This is a genomic window from Oenococcus sicerae, from assembly GCF_004102045.2.
Classification (GTDB): Bacteria; Bacillota; Bacilli; order Lactobacillales; family Lactobacillaceae; genus Oenococcus; species Oenococcus sicerae.
The window spans coordinates 1,377,259-1,396,386 of the sequence record NZ_CP029684.2; the positions used below are offsets into that span (position 1 = coordinate 1,377,259).

Sequence of the window (19,128 nt, forward strand, 5' to 3'; positions counted from 1 at the left end):
ATAAAACCGTTACAATATTTAACAGTATGAACAATCAATTGACAAGCAAGCGAATTTTTGAATCATTAAAGCAGGCTGGTATTTTAGTATCGGCGCCTGATTTTGTTCCAGAAAAAGAATTCGCTGATTTACAGTTTGATTCACGGAAAGTTGTCAGCGATGAGACGCTTTTTGTCATCAAAGGTGCTTTTAAAAAAAATTTTTTAACTGAGAATTTATTAAACAAAGTTGCCGCTATCGTGACCACGAAAAGGCTGGATTTGGATATACCCCAATGGCTTGTTTCGGATTCTCAAATTGCTTTGGCTAGCTTATCAGCGGCATTTTTTGGCCATCCGGAAAAAGAATTAACGATTCTAGGTATTACAGGTACTAAAGGCAAGACGAGTGCGACTTATATGGTTCACGCAATGTTAGACCAATTAACAAATCATCGTACAGCGATGTTTTCTACGATCGATACTGTTTTGGGACAAGGAATTGAGTTTAAAAGCCAATTAACGACACCGGAATCTTATGACTTGTTTGCCAATATGCGAAAAGCACTCGATAATGGCAATCGCTATCTGGTCATGGAAGTTAGTTCCCAATCTTATCTGAAAAACCGTGTTTTTGGTATTCATTTTCGTGTGGGTGCGTTTTTAAATATCAGCCCTGATCATATTGGCATTAATGAACATCCGACTTTTGAAGATTATCTTGCACATAAAAAAATGCTGGCCGAAAATTCTGATGTTTTTGTGTCTAATATTGATGATGATCATGGCCAAGAATTCATTGATCATGCACGATCTTTTCGTGCGAAAACGATTTCCGTTTCACAAAAGCAGCCAGCCGAGGTGACCTTCCACATTGAACAGGCTAATTTGGATCAATCAAGGTTTACGGTTAGCGAAAAAAACCGAACCGATACATTTGCCTTGGATATTCCAGGAGATTTTAATATTTGCAATGCAACTATTGCTATTGCTATGATTCGCGAAATTGATCTTGAACCGGTCCAAGCTAAAAAAGCTCTGGAAAAATTGCAGATTCCAGGCCGTATGGTCAAAATAAAAACACGATCTCACGGTTTGATTATTGTTGATTATGCGCATAATGGCCAATCGATCACAATTTTGCTGAAATTCCTACGTTCCCAGCATAAACAAGGCCGAATTATTCTCGTCTTAGGTTCGCCGGGAGATAAGGGGGAGGACCGTCGAGCTCAGTTTGGCAAAGTTATCAGTGAATTTGCCGATCTTGTTTATCTGACAACTGATGATCCAGGTACTGAAGACCCGCATAAGATCAATAATCAGATTCGAGCTGCGATCACGAATCCAAAAGTTATCCTGCACGAGGAACTGAATCGCGTGAAAGCAATTCAGACTGCAATTGAAATGGCTCGTCAAGATGATTTGCTTGTTTTGGCTGCCAAAGGTGAAGATGCTTTTCAGAAAACGAATCATATTGATCTGCCATATCTTGGCGATAAAAAAGTTGCGCTGCAATTTTTAGCTGAAATTAAAAAAATCTGATAGAATAGCACGGTTAAGGAGAAAATATGCCACTTAAACCAAATGAATTAGCTGAACAGAATTCAAAATTTAGAATTGGTGATGTTTTGTTGGCCGAACCTTATGGCGGTTTGCAGCATCCGATCACTGGTCAAGTTGAACGAATCTATGAACATTCTCTTTTGATTGAAATTATTGATAATCAAAAGGATGATCAAGTTACAGTGACTGAAATGAATCATCGGGCTGTGGTGCCAATGGATTCGGTTGAAATCATCAAACACGGTCCAAAGCCTAAAATTGATGACGATGATACGGAAAAATAATAGATAATTCAGATAGTTAAACCGCAAATGCGGTTTTTTTAATCAGAAAGGCTCTGTATAATTAGCTTTATGGATTTTACTCAGATTGTTGCAAAAAAAATTAATCATGTTTTCGAAGATACTTTCGAACAACAACATTTAGAAAAAGTGATCGAGCAGCCTAAGGATCTCAGCAAAGGAGATTATGCTTTTCCGGCTTTTATTTTAGCGAAACATTTTCATCAAGCACCACAAGTTATTGCTAACAAAATCGTCAGTGGAATTGATCACTCGAATTTTGCGAAAATTGAAGCCAACGGACCTTATGTGAACTTTTTTATTCAGCGCAGCCAATTTGCAGATCAACTGCTAAAAGATATTGTTTCGACGGCTCATTTTGGCCAGAACCAAGATGGTATTGATCAAAATGTTGTGATTGATTTATCTTCGCCAAATATCGCTAAGCCGATGAGCATGGGGCACTTGCGTTCAACTGTTATCGGTGAAGCCATCTCAAAAATCGCGCAGGCTAACGGTTATCACACGATCAAAATTAATTTTTTGGGTGACTGGGGCACACAGTTTGGTTTAATGATCGCGGCCTACAAACACTGGGGTGATGATGACTTAATCAACGCTGATCCAGTGAATGAACTAGTGAAACTTTATGTCAAAATCAATCACGAAGCAGAAAGCAACCCTGATTTGAAAGACGAAGGGCGTGCTTGGTTCAAAAAACTTGAAGATGGTGATCAACAGGCGACTGAACTGTGGAATTGGTTCAAAACTGTTTCCTTAAAAGAATTTCAAAAAGTTTACGATCGTTTGGGCGTTACTTTCGATTCGATGGATGGGGAAGCATTTTATAATGACAAAATGGCGCCAGTCGTTAAAATGTTTGCTGATAAGGGGCTGCTAACTAAGTCCCAGGGTGCAGAAATTATTGATTTACCAAAATTGTTGCCTGATGAAAATTATCCCATTGCTATGATCAAGCGTTCTGATGGTGCCACGCAATACATCACGCGTGACTTAGCTTCGGCAATTTATCGACATGACCATTATCGGTTTGCCAAATCACTATACGTGGTTGGTGCCGAACAAAAAGATCATTTTGATCAAATGAAGGCAATTTTGCGGCTAGCCGGAGATGACTGGGCTGATGATATCGAGCATATCGGTTTTGGTCTGATTACAATGAATGGCAAAAAAATGTCTACAAGGAAGGGCAACGTTGTCGCACTGGCAGATGTTTTAGACGCTGCAAAACGGTTAGCGGCTAAACAAATTTCCGAAAAAAATCCCGATTTAAAAAATGCTGATCAAGTAGCTGAAGAGGTTGGCGCTGGTGCAGTTGTTTTCAATGACTTGCAAAAAGATCGTCACCTAGCAATTGATTTTAATCTTGAAGAGATCGTCCAGTTCGAAGGCGATACAGGTCCTTACGTTCAATATACTCATGCCCGTGCGATGAGTATTTTAAGAAAATCCAAACAAACTGTTGATTCACAAACTGGTTTGATATTGGAGGATGATGAGGCTTGGATGATCGTTTCGAAACTGGCTAGTTATCCGGGAATCGTTCGTCGCGCCTGGCAGCTTCGTGAACCGAGCGTTGTTGCTAAATATCTGTTGCTTTTATCGCGTGATTTTAATTCCTATTATGCTCATACGAAAATTTTAGTTGACGATAGTGGCTTGAATTCGCGCTTGTATCTTGTGACTGCACTAAGCAAAATTTTGGAGGATGGTTTGAATTTGCTTGGTGTTCATGCACCTGATCAAATGTAATTTTGCAGAAAAAAAGTCAAAAACTGAAACTTTTGAATCAACGATTCCAACTAGTCCGCTGGGTAGTTTTGTTTGTCCTGTCGGTCTTTTTTGTTGGATCGATTTATTTGATTGCACAAGCTCAGATGGCTGATGTGGGTAAATTATCCGAGCAATTAGCCAAACCGACAGTTATTTATGATAAAAATGGTGCCCAAGCCGGTGAATTGGCCGATCAAAAAGGCAATCAAGTTAGTTTGACCAAGGTTTCAGCAAATTTGAAAAATGCAGTTTTGTCGACTGAAGATCGTAATTTTTATCATGAACATGGTTTTTCAATTAAAGGATATGCACGTGCAATTTGGCTTTTTTTAAGAAACAAATTAACAGGCCGCAACTATATTTCTGGTGGTGGCTCAACAATTACGGAACAATTAGCTAAAAATGCTTATTTGGGCCAGGAACAGACCATTTCTAGAAAATTTAAAGAATTGTATCTTGCGATTGAGATCGAAAAACACTATACAAAAGACCAAATTCTTTCAATGTATTTGAACTCTTCTTATTTTGGACACAATATTTATGGTGTTCAAGACGCTGCTGAAGGCTATTTTGGTGTATCCGCTGAAAATCTTTCAGTTTCGCAAGCAGCCTCGATCGCTGGTATGCTCGCAAATCCAACTTTATATGATCCGACGAGGTATTTACAATATGCAACCGCGCGGCGAGATACTGTTCTGCAGAATATGGTCGCAAATAAAAAACTGGCTCAGATTAATGCAACGAGTCTAGAAAAGTCGAAAATCGTTGCAAAAAATCCCAGCGTAAGCCACTCGACGAATTATCAGTATCCTTGGTTTTTTGATTCGGTTATTGACGAAGCAATTAGTAAATATCATTTGACTGAAACAGAAATCATGAACCGTGGTTATCAAATATATACAACGCTTGACCAGACTGACCAAAAAAATCTGCAAAATGACTACAATAATTCTTATCTTTTTCCAGTTGAAAATGATCAGTCTGCCTCAATCGCTTTGGACGCTAAAACGGGTGGTGTATTAGCGGTGATCGGCGGTCGTGGCAAACATATTTTTCGTGGATTCAATCGTGCCATTCAAGCCAGACGTTCACCGGGATCTTTAATAAAACCCTTAGTTGTTTATGCACCGGCGCTCAGCCGCGGGTATAGTTCGACAAGTATGTTTCCAAATTCACCAATCACTTTCTCTGGAAATTATCGTCCCAGCAACGCTTTAGGTTTTCAGTCAACTAGTGTTAGTATGGCGACGGCCATCACAGATTCATACAATGTGCCAGCTGTTTATCTGCTAAACAAAATTGGCGTTAAAACCGGTTATGAATATGCTAAAAAGTTTGGTTTGCCAGTAACAAAGTCTGATGAAAATCTTTCGTTAGCCTTGGGTGGTATGAAAAGCGGTGTTTCCCCGCAAGAAATGGCGCAAGCCTATACTACTTTTGCTAACAGCGGTAAGATGTCGACGGCCCACTATATTACAAAAATCGTTGATGCAACTGGACATGTGGTCGTTAGTCGACCAAATATATCTCAAAAACAGGTTATTTCCAAAACAGTTGCAACACAAATGACGAACATGATGTTTGGTGTTTATGAGGATGGTACTGGTGCCGCCGCGGCACCTTATGGATATAAAGTGGCTGGCAAGACCGGCACGACAGAAGATGTGGATAATCCTGGTATTCTCTATGCCTCTAAAGACTTGTGGGCTGCTGCCTATACTCCGGATTTAGTTGTTGTTTCTTGGCAGGGTTATGATGTTTCAACATCTGGGAAAACACTGCCAACATACATTAGCCAGTCGCTTGGACCGCTATTTAAAATTCAGGCAGAACAGCTGATTGCTAATTCTGCTCAAAGCTCATTTAGCAGCAGCACTTCTGCAGCTTCTGCAACGAGTTGGCTTCATAAATGGCAGCAATTTTTTACAGGCATTGGTCAAAGTGGACAAAAAATCGGTCAGCAGTTATCTGGAGCTGGTCAAAAAATTTCTGATAGTTGGGATAATTTTTCGAAATTTATTCAAGACCATTTAAATCAGTAATTCAATGGATCCTTTGATAAGATTAAAAAGATAGGAGAAAACATGACAACATTATTTGATCAAGCAAAACTAATGGCTCGCGAGCTACAAGATAGTGACGAATATAAACAACTGACGGCTGCTTTGGCAAAAGTGAAAGCCGATCAGGCATCAAATGAGGCCTTTAGCGAATTTCAAAAAGCGCAACGCGAGATTCAAGAACTACAATCCAAAGGACAAGAGCCAAATCCAGATCAAATTTCGCGTTGGCAGACAACCGCTAAACAAGCGCAGCAGTTGGAACCGATCAAAGCGCTGAGTGTGATCGAACAAAATTTAAATAGCACGCTTAGCGAAGTCAATGAGATCATTACAGCGCCATTAAACGAGCTGTATTTACAAAAGTAAAAGAAAAACCTGTTTTGCCAGGTCTTTCACAATCGAGGAAAAATGAAATTTATTCACGCAGCAGATATTCATTTGGGAAACGCGATCAATGGTATCGACCGTAAAATTAATTTACCAGTTGAAATTAAAAAACAAATTAGTTTAGCGACTTTTGATGCCTTTGCTAATGTTATTAAACTTGCTATTGATCGACATGTTGATTTTATTTTGTTTCCCGGAGATCTTTTTGATTCAAGCCAGCAAAGCGCTTATCTCTATAATTTTTTGAATTTGCAGTTCCAAAAATTGAAAGATGCTGGTATTGAGGCATTCATTTCTTTTGGCAATCATGATTTTCAATCTGATGCCGAAAAGGATTTATTGTGGCCTGATAACATTCATGTTTTTCCTAAGGGCGAAGCTAAAGTTTTTTATCATGAATCTTGGGATGGCAAACGTATTGCCATTACTGGAACTAGCTTTGCTGTACGCAATCCACGTGAAAGTTTAGTGAAACTTTATCCGAATCGCGATCAGTCGGTAAAATATGAGATCGGCATGTATCATGGCAATCTTGGCGACACGAAAGGGAATGGCTATGCGCCTTTTTCTGTCCCTGAATTACAGGCTTTGAATTATGATTATTGGGCTTTAGGCCATATTCACGTTCGCCAGCTTTTGTCTAAGGACCCCGCCATTGTCTACTCAGGGGATCCGCAAGGACTTGATTTAACTGAAACGGGTGAAAAGGGTATTTATCTTATTTCCGATGAAAATCAAGAGCGGGGTCTCAGTGCAGAATTTCTTCCTACCAGCAGTTTTATTTTTGATCACTTATCGTTGTCAATTGAAGACTCAGCAGAAGTATCTAAAATTTTCGAGTTGATTATTGATTATTTAAAGCAGAGAAACAGTCAGAAGCTAACACTTAATACATTAGAAATTAAGTTTTCGCTGCCGATCTCGCAAAAAATCCGCGAACAATTGTCTGATGCCAGTTTTTTGGATCTGATCAACGCAAAAACAGCTGCTGCTAAACAATTGCTGATCAGAATTAATCTGATCACGGATGAGAAAAAGTCTAGTTTTAGCCAGTTGGATGAACGCTATTGGCAGTTAGCTAAAGAAGAAGTTTTCAAAAGCGATACTTTTAATCAGGCACTGGGCAAAAACTTCCGTTCGAACGAACAATTCGTCATCAAGCATTTTACCAATTCAGATGTGCAAGCACAGATCATGAAAAAAGCGGAAGAATTGATTTCAGAAAGGATAAATTGATGGAAATTAAGAAAATCCACATTACGGGTTTTGGCAAGTTTTCAAATTTTGACCTTGATTTGCAAAACGATCTTCAAGTGATCTATGGCCAAAACGAGACCGGCAAGTCCACTCTGCGTCAGTTTATTACGGGCATTCTTTTTGGATTTGCTCAAAACAAAAAACAAAGCAATAATTTGTATGAACCGCATGATGGCTCACAATACGGCGGCAGCCTAGTTCTAGAAAAAGATGGTCATCTTTGGACGATTTCGCGTACGGGCCGGACTCAATCTGAATTAGCAATTAATGATGAGCAGGCGCAGCAGGTTGCCAATCCGGAAGTCTTTTTGAATCAATTATTAGCACCGTTTACGCAAGATAGTTTCGAAAATATTTTTTCATTTGATCAAGAACAGTTGAATGAAATCCGTAGTTTATCAGGTAAAGAACTTTCTGATCGTTTATTGCGTTTTTCGGCAGTTGATGCTGATCACTGGCAGTCTTTAAGCAAAAACTTAGACAAAAATGCCAGCGATATGTTTGGACTGACGAAAACTGCCAAACGGCCAATTAACCAATTAATCGCTGAGCATGAACAGCTTGCCCATGAATTAACTGTCATGGGTAGTGAATTAGCTCATTATCGTCATAATATGGATCAGCGGACACAGGCACTCAAACAGATCAATGACTTGAAAAATCAGCTAAATGATTTGGACAGTCGGATTCAGTCTTTTACTAAGTTAGTTGAGCTTGCAGGACTTTTCAATCAAAAAAAAGAGTTATTGCAGCCGCTCATAAATGGCCAATTTTCTAAACAGCAGATTGCTGTTTTAACGGATGATTTAGAACAAAGGGTTGAAAAACTGCAGAGTCAGATCAAGGGTGTTTACCTAGAAAAAGCCGAAGATAAATCAACGGTCATCGCCGAAAATCCTTTGCTGACGATCTACAAAAATAATCGAACACAGCTTGATCTGTTGGAGAAGTCAATTCCTAGCCTAATTGCCGAGAATAATCTTTTCGATCAAACGGATAACCAGGTCAAAAATTTATCCGACCGCTTGAATCACCTCAATAAAAGCTTAAAAGATAAATTCGGTGGTCAGATCCCTAAAGTGCTGCCGCAGAATGCGAATATCCATGCGCGCAGATCAATTACGACCTTTTTTGTGATCGGTGTCATTTTGGCTTTGGCTGGTATTGCGGGTATTGCAAAAGGATTTTTAACACCAGAATTTCCATATCCTTTCTGGTTTTGCGGCGCCGGTGCGCTTATTTTGGGTTTGCTACTGGCCTTTTTCGAACATCCAAGAAAAGGATCATCTAATTTAGACAAATATCAATATCCAGCCGGTATCAGTCTGACAACGGTCCTTGATTCACAAAATGATTTATATGAATATGAACAAAAAATTCAACAATTCAATGAATTAGAAAAACAAAAACAATCTCATGTTTCAAAAATAAATTCAATTCTGCAATTAGCAAGTTCTTTAAAAAAATATTTGCCATCTTCGAACCAAGCCCACGATGCTTTTATTGATCAGATCCAAGTGCTTTTGAACGAAATAAAAGATGAAAGACAATCAGCTGTGCTTTCACAGGAACAAAGAAAATTGTCAGACAATAATCGTCAGCAGCAGATGAATCATCTTAATCAGTTAAAAGCTGATCAACAACAGATTTTCAATCTTTTAGCTGTTGCGGATTACAAAAATTTTCAGGCATTGCAAGCTGAAAAAATGGCTAGTAAACAGCGCGAAAACAAACTTGATAATATTAAGCAGCTTTTGACCCCCGCTCAAGAAGCACAAATTCAGCAGCTGGGCGGCATTGCTGCTATTTCCAGCAAAATACAACAACTGCAATCTCAAAAGGAAGATATAAATCAAACTATCGAAGACCATAATCAGCTGCTGCTGACTATCAATGCTGCCTTACTAAATGATAGTACGGATACAGACTATCAGAATAAATTACAGCAAAAATCCGATCTTGAGACTGAGATCAACAACAGTTTGACTGATTATTTTGCTAATAAACTGGCTGCCAGTTGGATCAATGAGAGTCTCTATCAGATCAGCTATGAACGTATGCCAATGATCAAGACGAAGGCTGAGAAGTACTTTACCCAATTAACCGCTAATAAGTATCGGCAAATTATTTTTGATGATCGTTCGCTGTCGGTCGTTGATGATCTGGGTGAACATTATTACAGCTATGAACTTTCAAAGGGCAGTTCTGAACAGCTTTATGTTGCTCTAAGATTGGCTTTTGCTGAATCAGTCGCTAGTGAAAATCCACTGCCGTTTTTAATTGATGATAGTTTTGTTAATTTTGATGCTAAACGCAAAAATGTGATGGACCAGCTGCTAAATCATTTGGCTACTGACTATCAAGTTATTTATTTCACGGCTAATCAGGACCAAAATTTCTCTGAAAGGAATATCATTAACTTAGGAGAAGCTTGAGATGCTTAGCGATCATAAAAAAGGCGAAACATATAGCATTTATCTTTTAATTAAAGCTGCTGAAAAAAGGACAACCAGCAAGGGTTCGCCTTATATTCGTTTGACCCTAACTGATCGTTCGGGAGAAATCCAAGCTAATCTTTGGGATGCAAGTGATCAAGATGTCGAAAAGTATATTGCCGGCAGAGTTGCTTATTTAACCGTTCTCCAAGATGAGTATCAGTCGAAGGCGCAATTGAAGATTCAGGAAATCCGCTTAGCTAATGACAGTGAACCAGGTGATCCGTCACTTTATGAGATTAGTTCTCCGATTTCCAAAAAAGACTTGCAATCACAAGTCAGCGATCTTTTGTTTCAGATTACAAACCCTACTTGGAATCGAATTGTCCGCAATGTTTTAAATAAATATGCTGATAAATATTATGATTATCCAGCGGCTGAAAAATTGCATCATGCTTATCGCGGCGGCTTGGCTTTTCATTCTCTTTCTATTGCGAAATTAGCGATCAAAGTGGCAGAGCTGTACCCTCAGATCAATCTTTCTCTGCTGTTGTCTGGGGCTCTGCTGCACGATATTGGCAAAACAGTTGAATTGTCTGGACCGGTTGGCACTGAATATACAAATGAAGGACAGCTATTAGGCCATATTGTGATCGGCGATGAGATTCTTGTTGAATCAGCTGAAGAATTAGGTTTTGATTTGCATTCCGAAGATATGCTGCTGCTAAGGCACCTTATCATTAGCCACCATAATAAGCTTGAGTTTGGTTCGCCGATCCCTCCTCGAGAACTTGAGGCGTATGTACTGTCCAAATTGGATGATCTCGATGCTCATATTCAGATGATCACGGCTGCTTTAAATAAGACTGAGAGGGGCCATTTTTCTGAAAAAATCTTTGGTGCAGATAATCAGCCCTACTATCGTTCGAACGCTGATTTACCGCAAAACCACGACTAAAGTCTTGATTGCAGACAAATTGACTCGCGTATTGCTACAATAAAACTCAATGAGAGGGATTTATAAACCAACTTATCGTGTCAAACGTGTTTGGGGAATCAGTGCACAGGCACTGAAGGATCGCGGAATCACAACTGTTTTAGCAGATTTAGATAATACCTTGGTTGCTTGGAACAGGCCAGAAGGCGATAAGGATTTTTTTGTTTGGCATGAAAAATTATTAGATGCCAAAATTAATTTGATCGTCGTGTCGAATAATTCAACTAAGAGAGTGAAAAGAGCAGTTAAAGCACTCGGGGTTCCGTTTGAATCTTGGGCATTTAAACCTTTTCCACGCGGTATTAAGAAAACTTTACGGGATTTCGATTTGTCTAAGGATGAGGTCATCATGATCGGTGACCAAATTATGACTGATGTAGCTGCATCAAACCTGGCTGGCATTCGTAGTGTTTTAGTTCGGCCATTAACAGTTACGGATAGCCTGCCCACACGAATTAACCGGACTTTTGCTAAACTGATTACGAAAAATAATAAAGGAAAATGGGAGGATGATCTAGTTGACCCTAAATGATGATCAAGTCGCACAATTATTAAATGAGGGGATCACTTGTATTGGCTGCGGCGCACAATTTCAATCCGAAAAAGCAGGTGTTCCTGGATATTTAAATCAAAGTAAATTACATAATTATTTGGCATCATTGAATTCAATTGATGATCCGATCGAACTGTTGTGTGAACGTTGTTTCAAATTAAAGAATTATAATCAAATTGAGCCGGTAGCTTTTGATTCGGCCCACTTTCAGCAGATACTTTCTTCGATTGCGACAAAAAAAGCACTAGTACTTTACATAGTTGACCTGTTTGATGTTGCTGGTTCAATGATTGATGGTTTATCCCGTTTTATTGGTCAAAATCCTGTTGTCCTGATTGGAAATAAATTGGATGTACTTCCTAAATCAGTCAAAAAAAATAAACTGGCCAATTGGTTGAGAAAACAAGCAAAAGATCAGGGTGTTAAAGCTGTCAAAAGTGTTATTTTATCAGCTGATAAGGGCGATGCTGGACAAATTTTATTGGATGAAATTGCTGATTATGTTGATGACTATCCAGAAATTTTCGTGGTCGGCGTGACGAACGTTGGCAAATCAACTTTGATTAACCAAATCATCAAACAAGTATCTGGTAATGGGTCTGTGATCACGACATCCCGTTTTCCAGGAACGACTTTGGACAAAATAGAAATCCCTTTGACTGAGACGAGCAAAATTATTGACACCCCTGGTATTATTCACGCTTCGCAAATGACTCATTTTGTTGATTCCAAAGACTTTAAATATTTGTTACCGAATAAAGAAGTAAAAGCGAGAACTTTTCAGCTTATTTCTGGCCAATCAATTTTTCTTGGCGGCCTAGGCTGGATTGATTTTTTGAACAAACAAAAAATTTCTTTCACGGCCTATTTTGACAATAAATTAGACCTTCATCGAACTAAGTCGGAAAAAGCAGCTGTTTTTTTCAAGACACAGGCTGGCAAGATTATGCAGCCAGTTGTTTTACCCGGCAACGAGGAAATGCAATCAAAAGAAATCAAATTGTCGGCTGGACAAGATTTAGCAATTTCTGGACTTGGTTGGTTTACTTTCCATGATCCGGTCGTTATTTGCTTTCATTTCCAGAAAGGTTTGGCAATTTCTGTTCGGCAGGCAGAAATTTAGATAGAATAAGAACAATGGAAATATTATCAGGTAAACAAAAAAGATATTTACGTGCTCAAGGCAATCAATTACCAGCGATTTTTAGTATCGGCAAAAACGGCCTAACTAAGATCTGGCTGGGACAAGTGCTAGACGCCTTAAGAGTTCACGAATTAATCAAAGTCAGTCTGCAGCAGAGCAGCGGTGCAGATACGGATTCAGCCATAAACTTTATTCAGAAGAATTCACAAATTACGGTCGTACAGAAAATCGGTCACACACTGCTTTTATATTTACCAACGGCTAATCCCGATTATCAAAAAATTTCGATTGAGGTAAATGAACTTGCTAACTAGTTTTTCGTCATTGACAACATTTGTCGAGCCAAAAGCTGTATTAGCCAGTCGGAAAGAGAAACACCGAATCGGTATTTTTGGTGGTACTTTTAATCCGATTCACAATGGCCAATTGATCGCAGCGGAACAAGTTTGCAATCAATTAGGTTTGGATAAAATTTATTTTATGCCAGATGCTGTTCCCTTCGGCGGTACCCACGAAAATGCCGTAGAACCTTCAGAACGGGCGGAGATGATTCGTCTAGCAATTCGCGGTAATTCTAAGTTAGATATTGAATTAACACCGATTCATGATGGTGGTCAACAGTCGACTTATCACGTATTAAAGAAGATCGTTTCTGAGCACCCGGAAAACGATTATTATCTGATCCTAGGTGCTCACCTGGTGCGCCAGGTCGCAGCTTGGGATAACGCTGTTTCTTTAACTAAATTAGTTCATTTGGTTGCGATAGAAGAGCCTGGAGTTGCCCACGCATCTGATTTTGATGCGATTTGGGTCCATGTCAACTGGTTGAGTATTTCATCGTCTGATATTCGTTCTCATTTAAGGACACATCAATCGGTGCGATATTTAATTCCCGATGTCGTTGCTGCATATATTGCTGAATATGGTTTATACCAAGGGAGGTTTTTATAATGTCTTATCCAAAATATGATCATTTGTATCCAGAAGTTAAATCGGCTTTGTCGCGTGAACGTTTCGAACACGTCGTTCGCACCGGCGAATACGCTGTTCATTTGGCTGAGCTAAATCATTATGATCCAGATAAAGCGCAGGTTGCTGGTTTGATTCACGATTATGCCAAAGAACGTTCAACAGCTGAGTTTCTAGCGGAGATCGATAAAAAAGGCTTGGACCCGGATTTAAAAAATTGGGACATATCAATTTGGCATGGCATTGTAGGTGCTGAATTCGCGCATGATGAACTGGGAATTGATGATGAAGAAATTTTAAATGCGATGCGTCGCCATACGACTGCTGATGTTGATATGACGACTTTGGACAAGATCGTTTTTATGGCTGATTTTCTGGAACTAGGTCGGAATTTTTCCGATACGGATGTTGCCCGGGATGTGACTGACCAATCTTTAGATGCTGGTGTTGCTTGGCAGCTTGAATTTTCTGTAACTCGTCTGGTTCGAAATCATCGCGCGATTTATCCTAAAACAATTTACGCATATAATCACTGGGTCGGAGGAAAATGAATGGACAGTAAAGAACTATTAGAAAGAATTGTCAAAGCAGCCGATAGCAAAAAGGCCGAACAACTGGTTGCTTTGGATATTCAAGAATTATCGATTATTTCTGACTATTTTTTAATTGCTAGTGCTGATACGGGTCGCCAAGTACAGGCGATCGGCAATGAAATTATCGATGAATTAAACCGCCAGGGCGTTGCACCGCTTCGAGTTGAAGGATTAGCTGAGGCTGATTGGGTATTGCTTGATTATGGTGATGTTGTTGTTCATCTTTTTAAAACCGAATCGCGAAGTTATTACAAACTTGAACATTTATGGCATGAAGCGAAAACGGTTGATGTTTCCAAGTGGGTCACGGTGGAATTGTAATTAATGGATTCTAATTATTCGATGTTTGCAAAATTGTATGATAGACTTTTCGACCTCGACCTTTATCGAGATTGGGATCATTTCGTGCAGGCAAATGTTGATTCTCGTGCATCAAAACGAGTATTGGACCTGGCTGGCGGTTCTGGCCGTTTGGCTGTGCTGCTCGCTAAACAAGGCTACCAGACAACTTTGTTAGACTTATCATCGGAAATGCTGAGTTTGGCTAATCAGCATGCTGAAGAGAATCACGTTAGGCTGGATTTGATTCAAGCGGACATGACGGATGATTGGCCCTTGGTAGATTCTTTTCCATTGATCACAAGCTTTGCAGATTCGCTGAATTATTTACCGGATCTGCAGACGTTGCAGCAGACATTAATACAGGTTTTTCATCATTTGAAAAAAGGTGGAAAATTCTTATTCGATGTGATCACACCCTATCAGGTCAAAGTCGGCTACGACAATTATATGTATAACAATGATGATGATCCGACACACATTTTTATGTGGACCAGTTTCCCTGGCGATGATGTGAATTCAGTTGATCATGATTTAAAGTTTTTTGTCTATGATGACCAATTAGATGCTTTTAAATTAGTCAGAGAAATTCATCACGAACAGACATATCCGATCAAGAAATACATAGCTATTTTAGAAAAAATAGGTTTTACGAATATTAAAGTCACAGCTGATTTCGGCAGGTCCCCAGTTAGCGATCAAACAACAAGAGCCTTTTTTTCGGTGGAAAAAGCATGAAAGCAGTCGGGCTCATAACTGAGTACAATCCCTTGCATAATGGTCATCTTTATCATTTGAAGCAGGCAGAAAAATCTACTGAGGCCGATATTGCTATTGTTATCATGTCGGGCAACTGGGTACAACGAGGTTTACCGGCGATTGCAGATAAATGGCAACGTGCACAAGCAGCTATAGACGCTGGCGCTGATTTGGTCTTTGAATTACCATTTTATTATGCTGCGCAGGCTGGCGATATTTTCGCTGATGGCGCTGTCAGACTGTTAGCGGATTTGCAAGCAGCTTCAATTGTCTGTGGATCTGAACATGCGGATACGGACTTTATTGATTTAGCTAAGCAGGCACCGGCAACCGATGGTGATATGACTTTTGATGTTAAAAATCAAACTTATGCCAGTAATTTTGCAGCAGCTTTGCAAGCGAAAACCGGCTTTCAGTTAGAAAATGCCAACGATATTTTGGCTTTCAGCTATGCGAAAGCAATTTTGAAACAGAAACTCCAAGGTCGTTTGCAGCTTTTGACGATCCCGCGTGTAGCAGCTGGTTACCATGATGACGTGTTGAATAATGGTAGAATTGCATCTGCGACCGCAATTCGCAAAGCTTTGGCAGATGAACAAGATATTAGTGCTTTTACGCCAATGAAAAATTTGAAATACACTGATTATGAAGAAAAGTTATTCGAACTTTTAAAATATCGTTTATCAACTGATGGACTAGGGCAGATACGCTCAGTTTACCAGGTAAATGAGGGCATGGAGTTTTTGATAAAGCAGGCTATTGAAAAAAATCCACTTAATTTTGCTGAATTTATTGCAATGATTAAGTCAAAACGTTATACTTTTGCCCGTCTGCATCGGGTGCTGGTCTACATATTATTGAATATCAAGGTTGATCAGATGAATTTGGCGATGCAGAATCCATATCATCGATTATTAGCTTTTACACAGGCTGGACGTGCTTACTTGCATGAGAAAAAAAAGCAGTTTCAATTGCCGATCATTAGTCATGTGGATCAGAAAATAGCGAATAAGAGTTTGAATATTGATTATAAAGCCGGTCTGGTTTATGACCAAATTATGGGCATTAAAGATGCACAGGATATTAAAAGGACGCCGATTCAAGCATGAAGTATTTAGTTCAACAATTACAAAAATATCAGCAGCAGCCGCTTGTTGTTGACGAACAGCTTGATCTTTCAGCGGCAGCGAAAGAAAATTTTTCTGATCGTTTGTTGGATTTAAAGGCCATTCATGCTACTGGCGAAATTAGTTATGAAAAAGGTGATCAGATCAAAGTTGATCTGTTACTGGTCGGGACAGCTGTTTTGCCATCGGCACGGAGTGCTAAAGCCGTCGATTATCCTTTTAAAGTTCAAATGAATGAGCTCTATGTTCAAGATGAGGCTTCGTTAAAAGCATTTGATCAGACTGAGCAAGTATTTTTGATTGAGAAAAATCAATTAGATTTAGATGCCGCGATCCTTGAAAACATCATTACGAATTTACCAATGACTGTTTATGCTGCTGACGAGTCAGCCGAACAGCCTTTATCAGGCGGTGGTTGGCAGTTGATCAGCGAAGAAGATTATGTAGAACCAGAGAGTCATACAGCACAGCAAGAGAATCAAAGTTTGGGAGATTTTTTCCCGGATAATTCAGATAATAACAAAGATAGGTAGAATAGTAGTTTATGAGTAAAGAAAAAGTTGGTGTATGGCAATCAATACGGCGATTGATTATCGTGGCCTTGATTGCATTAGAAATCTTATTAATGACAGGCGGGTATACAAAGACAGGTCGGACTTGGCTTTGGATCAGCAAATATATGGTTGATTTTATGCAATGGATGGCTAATGACGTGTTCAAGTCGACCAATGGTATTGGTTTTGCGATCATTGCCATCACAGCGGTTATTCGTTTGATATTGCTGCCGATCATGTTCGATCAGCAGAGACAATCGACGATTCAAGCAGAGAAGATGGCTATGCTGCAGCCGCAATTGACTAAAGTACAGGCAGCTTTAAAAACGGCCGAGACCCAAGAAGAGAAATTGGCTGTCAATAATGCCATGATGTCAGTTTATCGAGAAAATAATGTCTCGATGATGGGTGGCATGAATTTCCTTTCCATGCTGATCCAGCTGCCGATCATTTCAGCTCTTTATACAGCTATTCGTTTATCGACCAGTGTTTTAAAAGTTGATCATGTTGACCCGGCTGTTTTTAACAAATTGTTTCCATTGAATGGTGCACATTTTTTTGGAATTGCACTCTATAAACCATCGCTGATCATTGCGATCGTGGCAGCAATTTTTTACTTCGCCCAATCTTGGTTTACACTACAGACAACACCTGAAGCACAGAGAAAACAGATGCAGACCATGATCTGGATGAGCCCAGTCATGATTTTCTTCTTTTCGATTTTTCAATCAGCAGCATTAGGTCTTTATTTCATGGTTGGTGGTCTGTTCGTTTTGATTCAGACTTTGATTATTTTAAAGATCCGACCAGGTATTCAGGCTAAAATTCATCGAGAATTTAAAGTCAAAAATGTCGCTGATGACCTGCTGGCTAAAGCCGCAGCTAATACTAGCGAACAAGATCTTGCAAAAGACATTACAAACGATGTTTCAACTGAAGAAATTGATCCCAATAAAGGCGCACATAAGCGCAATGCTGGCAAACAGCAAAGAAAGCCAAAAATATAATGGAAATTATTACCTCAAATCAAAATTCAAGAGTTAAAATTTGGACCAGTCTGCAAACAGCCAAGGGACGTGAACAATCAGGCAGCTATTTGCTTGATGGCTGGCACTTAGTGCAAGAAGCATTAAACCAAGCAGCTCCGATCCAGGCGATTATTGCTACCGAAGCTCAAATGTCAGCACATTTGATCGATGTGCCTCAAGGAGTGCCTGCCTTTCAAGTTACGGAGGAAGTAGCTCGGCATATTGCCAAAACAAACAATCCACAAGGCATTTTTGCTCAAACTAGTCTGCCGAATAATTCTTTTGACCCCAAGTATATTCATAGTGGTTCTTGGCTTTTGCTTGATGAAATTCAAGATCCAGGCAACGCCGGTACCTTGATTCGGACCGCTGATGCAGCTGGGTTTGAGGGTGTTGCTTTATCAGCTGGTTCCGCCGATCCCTTTAATCCTAAAGTTGTTCGTGCCATGCAAGGCAGTCAGTTCCATTTGAAGGTCGTCAAGGATGTTGATTTAGCAGCATGGATCGATGCACTTGAAGAAAATGATTATGATGTTTTTGGTACAACACTGTCAGCGACTTCAGTTGACTATAAAACGATCGTACCGGAAAAGAATTTTGCTTTGATCCTTGGTAATGAAGGACAAGGCATGAAGGCAGAACTGCAGGCGAAAACAACTGCCAATTTGCACATTAATTTTCCTGGTAAAGCTGAGTCTTTGAATGTGGCTGTTGCTGGTGGAATTTTAATGTTTGCATTAAATTGATTTTCCTAATAAAATGTAAGTATGGCTGAAAGAATTGAGTTGACACAATCAGCATTTGAAATCCTAGGTCGCAAATGGAATGGCTTAATTATCCAATCTCTCTTGGACAGCAGTCGGGGATCCTTACATTTTGCCGAACTTTCCAGAAACGTGCGCGCATGCAGCGACCGTGTTTTGACAGTTCGTTTGAAAGAACTGGAAGATGCTGATATCATTGAACGTGTGTGCTGTCCTGATAATGGTAAATTGGGTTATCGTCTGACTAAAAAAGGCGGTTCCATGAGACCGTTGATGTCGGAAATTTCGACATGGGCAGCGAAAAATATTTAATAATCTGCGGAAGATTAGTAGGCTGTGATGTTATTAGCGAGCTGGGTGAGTGAAAGCCGGCAGCAGTGCAAGTTGAATTTCACTTCCAATTATTCTAGTTAATCACTAGCGGGCTGCTCCGTTATCAGTTATTAGAGTTAGAAAACGTATCATGTTTTCTATAAATTTGGGTGGTAACACGATAATTCGTCCCTGATGCATCAAGTGCATGAGGGATTTTTTTATTAGTCA

At 39.6% G+C, this 19,128-nt stretch carries 20 protein-coding genes; all 20 read left to right on the plus strand.

Translation table 11 applies throughout. The annotated features are described in order from the left end of the window. Positions 1-26: 26 nt before the first annotated feature. The 20 genes from DLJ48_RS07115 to DLJ48_RS07210 all read left to right on the plus strand — a co-directional run bounded on the left by DLJ48_RS07115 (position 27) and on the right by DLJ48_RS07210 (position 18,897). Positions 27-1,520, plus strand: coding sequence for a Mur ligase family protein (locus DLJ48_RS07115; protein ID WP_128686783.1), 1,494 nt, complete (start codon positions 27-29; stop codon positions 1,518-1,520). A 26-nt stretch (positions 1,521-1,546) separates the two neighbouring features. Further along, on the plus strand, positions 1,547-1,825 hold the full coding sequence (locus DLJ48_RS07120; protein ID WP_128686784.1) for a hypothetical protein: 279 nt from the start codon (positions 1,547-1,549) through the stop codon (positions 1,823-1,825). Between the two features lie 69 nt (positions 1,826-1,894). Further along, positions 1,895-3,595 (plus strand): arginine--tRNA ligase, encoded by a 1,701-nt coding sequence (gene argS / locus DLJ48_RS07125; RefSeq protein ID WP_128686785.1) that lies wholly within the window; start codon positions 1,895-1,897, stop codon positions 3,593-3,595. A gap of 2 nt (positions 3,596-3,597) precedes the next feature. After that, a complete protein-coding gene (locus tag DLJ48_RS07130) occupies positions 3,598-5,658 on the plus strand; it encodes a transglycosylase domain-containing protein (protein ID WP_128686786.1) in 2,061 nt (686 codons plus the stop codon). Positions 5,659-5,700: 42 nt separating this feature from the next. Continuing rightward, entirely contained in the window at positions 5,701-6,045 is a 345-nt protein-coding gene (locus DLJ48_RS07135; protein WP_128686787.1) for a YlbF family regulator, read from the plus strand. Positions 6,046-6,087: 42 nt separating this feature from the next. After that, a complete protein-coding gene (locus DLJ48_RS07140; protein WP_128686788.1) occupies positions 6,088-7,302 on the plus strand; it encodes a metallophosphoesterase family protein in 1,215 nt (404 codons plus the stop codon). Continuing rightward, positions 7,302-9,758 carry an ATP-binding protein gene (locus tag DLJ48_RS07145; RefSeq protein ID WP_128686789.1) on the plus strand — a complete coding sequence of 819 codons (2,457 nt, stop codon included), beginning with the start codon at positions 7,302-7,304 and terminating at the stop codon, positions 9,756-9,758. The genes DLJ48_RS07140 and DLJ48_RS07145 overlap by 1 nt, the downstream gene beginning before the upstream one ends. Before the next feature lies 1 nt (position 9,759). Next, a complete protein-coding gene (locus tag DLJ48_RS07150) occupies positions 9,760-10,716 on the plus strand; it encodes a 3'-5' exoribonuclease YhaM family protein (RefSeq protein ID WP_128686790.1) in 957 nt (318 codons plus the stop codon). A 49-nt stretch (positions 10,717-10,765) separates the two neighbouring features. Then, complete coding sequence (locus DLJ48_RS07155) at positions 10,766-11,287, plus strand: YqeG family HAD IIIA-type phosphatase (RefSeq protein ID WP_128686791.1); 522 nt, start codon at positions 10,766-10,768, stop codon at positions 11,285-11,287. Beyond that, positions 11,274-12,431, plus strand: coding sequence for a ribosome biogenesis GTPase YqeH (gene yqeH, locus DLJ48_RS07160; protein WP_128686792.1), 1,158 nt, complete (start codon positions 11,274-11,276; stop codon positions 12,429-12,431). Before DLJ48_RS07155 ends, yqeH begins: the two co-directional genes overlap by 14 nt. Before the next feature lie 14 nt (positions 12,432-12,445). Beyond that, the gene (locus DLJ48_RS07165) at positions 12,446-12,766 is read left to right on the plus strand and encodes a YhbY family RNA-binding protein (RefSeq protein ID WP_128686793.1); all 321 of its coding nucleotides are present in this window, start codon (positions 12,446-12,448) and stop codon (positions 12,764-12,766) included. Continuing rightward, positions 12,750-13,403, plus strand: coding sequence for a nicotinate-nucleotide adenylyltransferase (gene nadD, locus DLJ48_RS07170; protein ID WP_128686794.1), 654 nt, complete (start codon positions 12,750-12,752; stop codon positions 13,401-13,403). The genes DLJ48_RS07165 and nadD overlap by 17 nt, the downstream gene beginning before the upstream one ends. Next, positions 13,403-13,972 carry a bis(5'-nucleosyl)-tetraphosphatase (symmetrical) YqeK gene (yqeK, locus tag DLJ48_RS07175; RefSeq protein WP_128686795.1) on the plus strand — a complete coding sequence of 190 codons (570 nt, stop codon included), beginning with the start codon at positions 13,403-13,405 and terminating at the stop codon, positions 13,970-13,972. The genes nadD and yqeK overlap by 1 nt, the downstream gene beginning before the upstream one ends. Then, positions 13,973-14,335 carry a ribosome silencing factor gene (gene rsfS, locus DLJ48_RS07180; RefSeq protein WP_128686796.1) on the plus strand — a complete coding sequence of 121 codons (363 nt, stop codon included), beginning with the start codon at positions 13,973-13,975 and terminating at the stop codon, positions 14,333-14,335. Positions 14,336-14,338: 3 nt separating this feature from the next. Then, positions 14,339-15,091, plus strand: coding sequence for a class I SAM-dependent DNA methyltransferase (locus DLJ48_RS07185; RefSeq protein ID WP_128686797.1), 753 nt, complete (start codon positions 14,339-14,341; stop codon positions 15,089-15,091). Beyond that, positions 15,088-16,221 carry a nucleotidyltransferase gene (locus DLJ48_RS07190; protein ID WP_128686798.1) on the plus strand — a complete coding sequence of 378 codons (1,134 nt, stop codon included), beginning with the start codon at positions 15,088-15,090 and terminating at the stop codon, positions 16,219-16,221. Before DLJ48_RS07185 ends, DLJ48_RS07190 begins: the two co-directional genes overlap by 4 nt. Continuing rightward, positions 16,218-16,772 (plus strand): DUF177 domain-containing protein, encoded by a 555-nt coding sequence (locus DLJ48_RS07195; RefSeq protein WP_128686799.1) that lies wholly within the window; start codon positions 16,218-16,220, stop codon positions 16,770-16,772. The genes DLJ48_RS07190 and DLJ48_RS07195 overlap by 4 nt, the downstream gene beginning before the upstream one ends. Positions 16,773-16,783: 11 nt before the next feature. After that, on the plus strand, positions 16,784-17,800 hold the full coding sequence (gene yidC, locus DLJ48_RS07200) for a membrane protein insertase YidC (protein WP_128686800.1): 1,017 nt from the start codon (positions 16,784-16,786) through the stop codon (positions 17,798-17,800). After that, complete coding sequence (locus DLJ48_RS07205) at positions 17,800-18,567, plus strand: TrmH family RNA methyltransferase (protein WP_128686801.1); 768 nt, start codon at positions 17,800-17,802, stop codon at positions 18,565-18,567. The genes yidC and DLJ48_RS07205 overlap by 1 nt, the downstream gene beginning before the upstream one ends. Before the next feature lie 21 nt (positions 18,568-18,588). Beyond that, on the plus strand, positions 18,589-18,897 hold the full coding sequence (locus DLJ48_RS07210) for a winged helix-turn-helix transcriptional regulator (protein ID WP_128686802.1): 309 nt from the start codon (positions 18,589-18,591) through the stop codon (positions 18,895-18,897). Positions 18,898-19,128 lie beyond the last annotated feature (231 nt).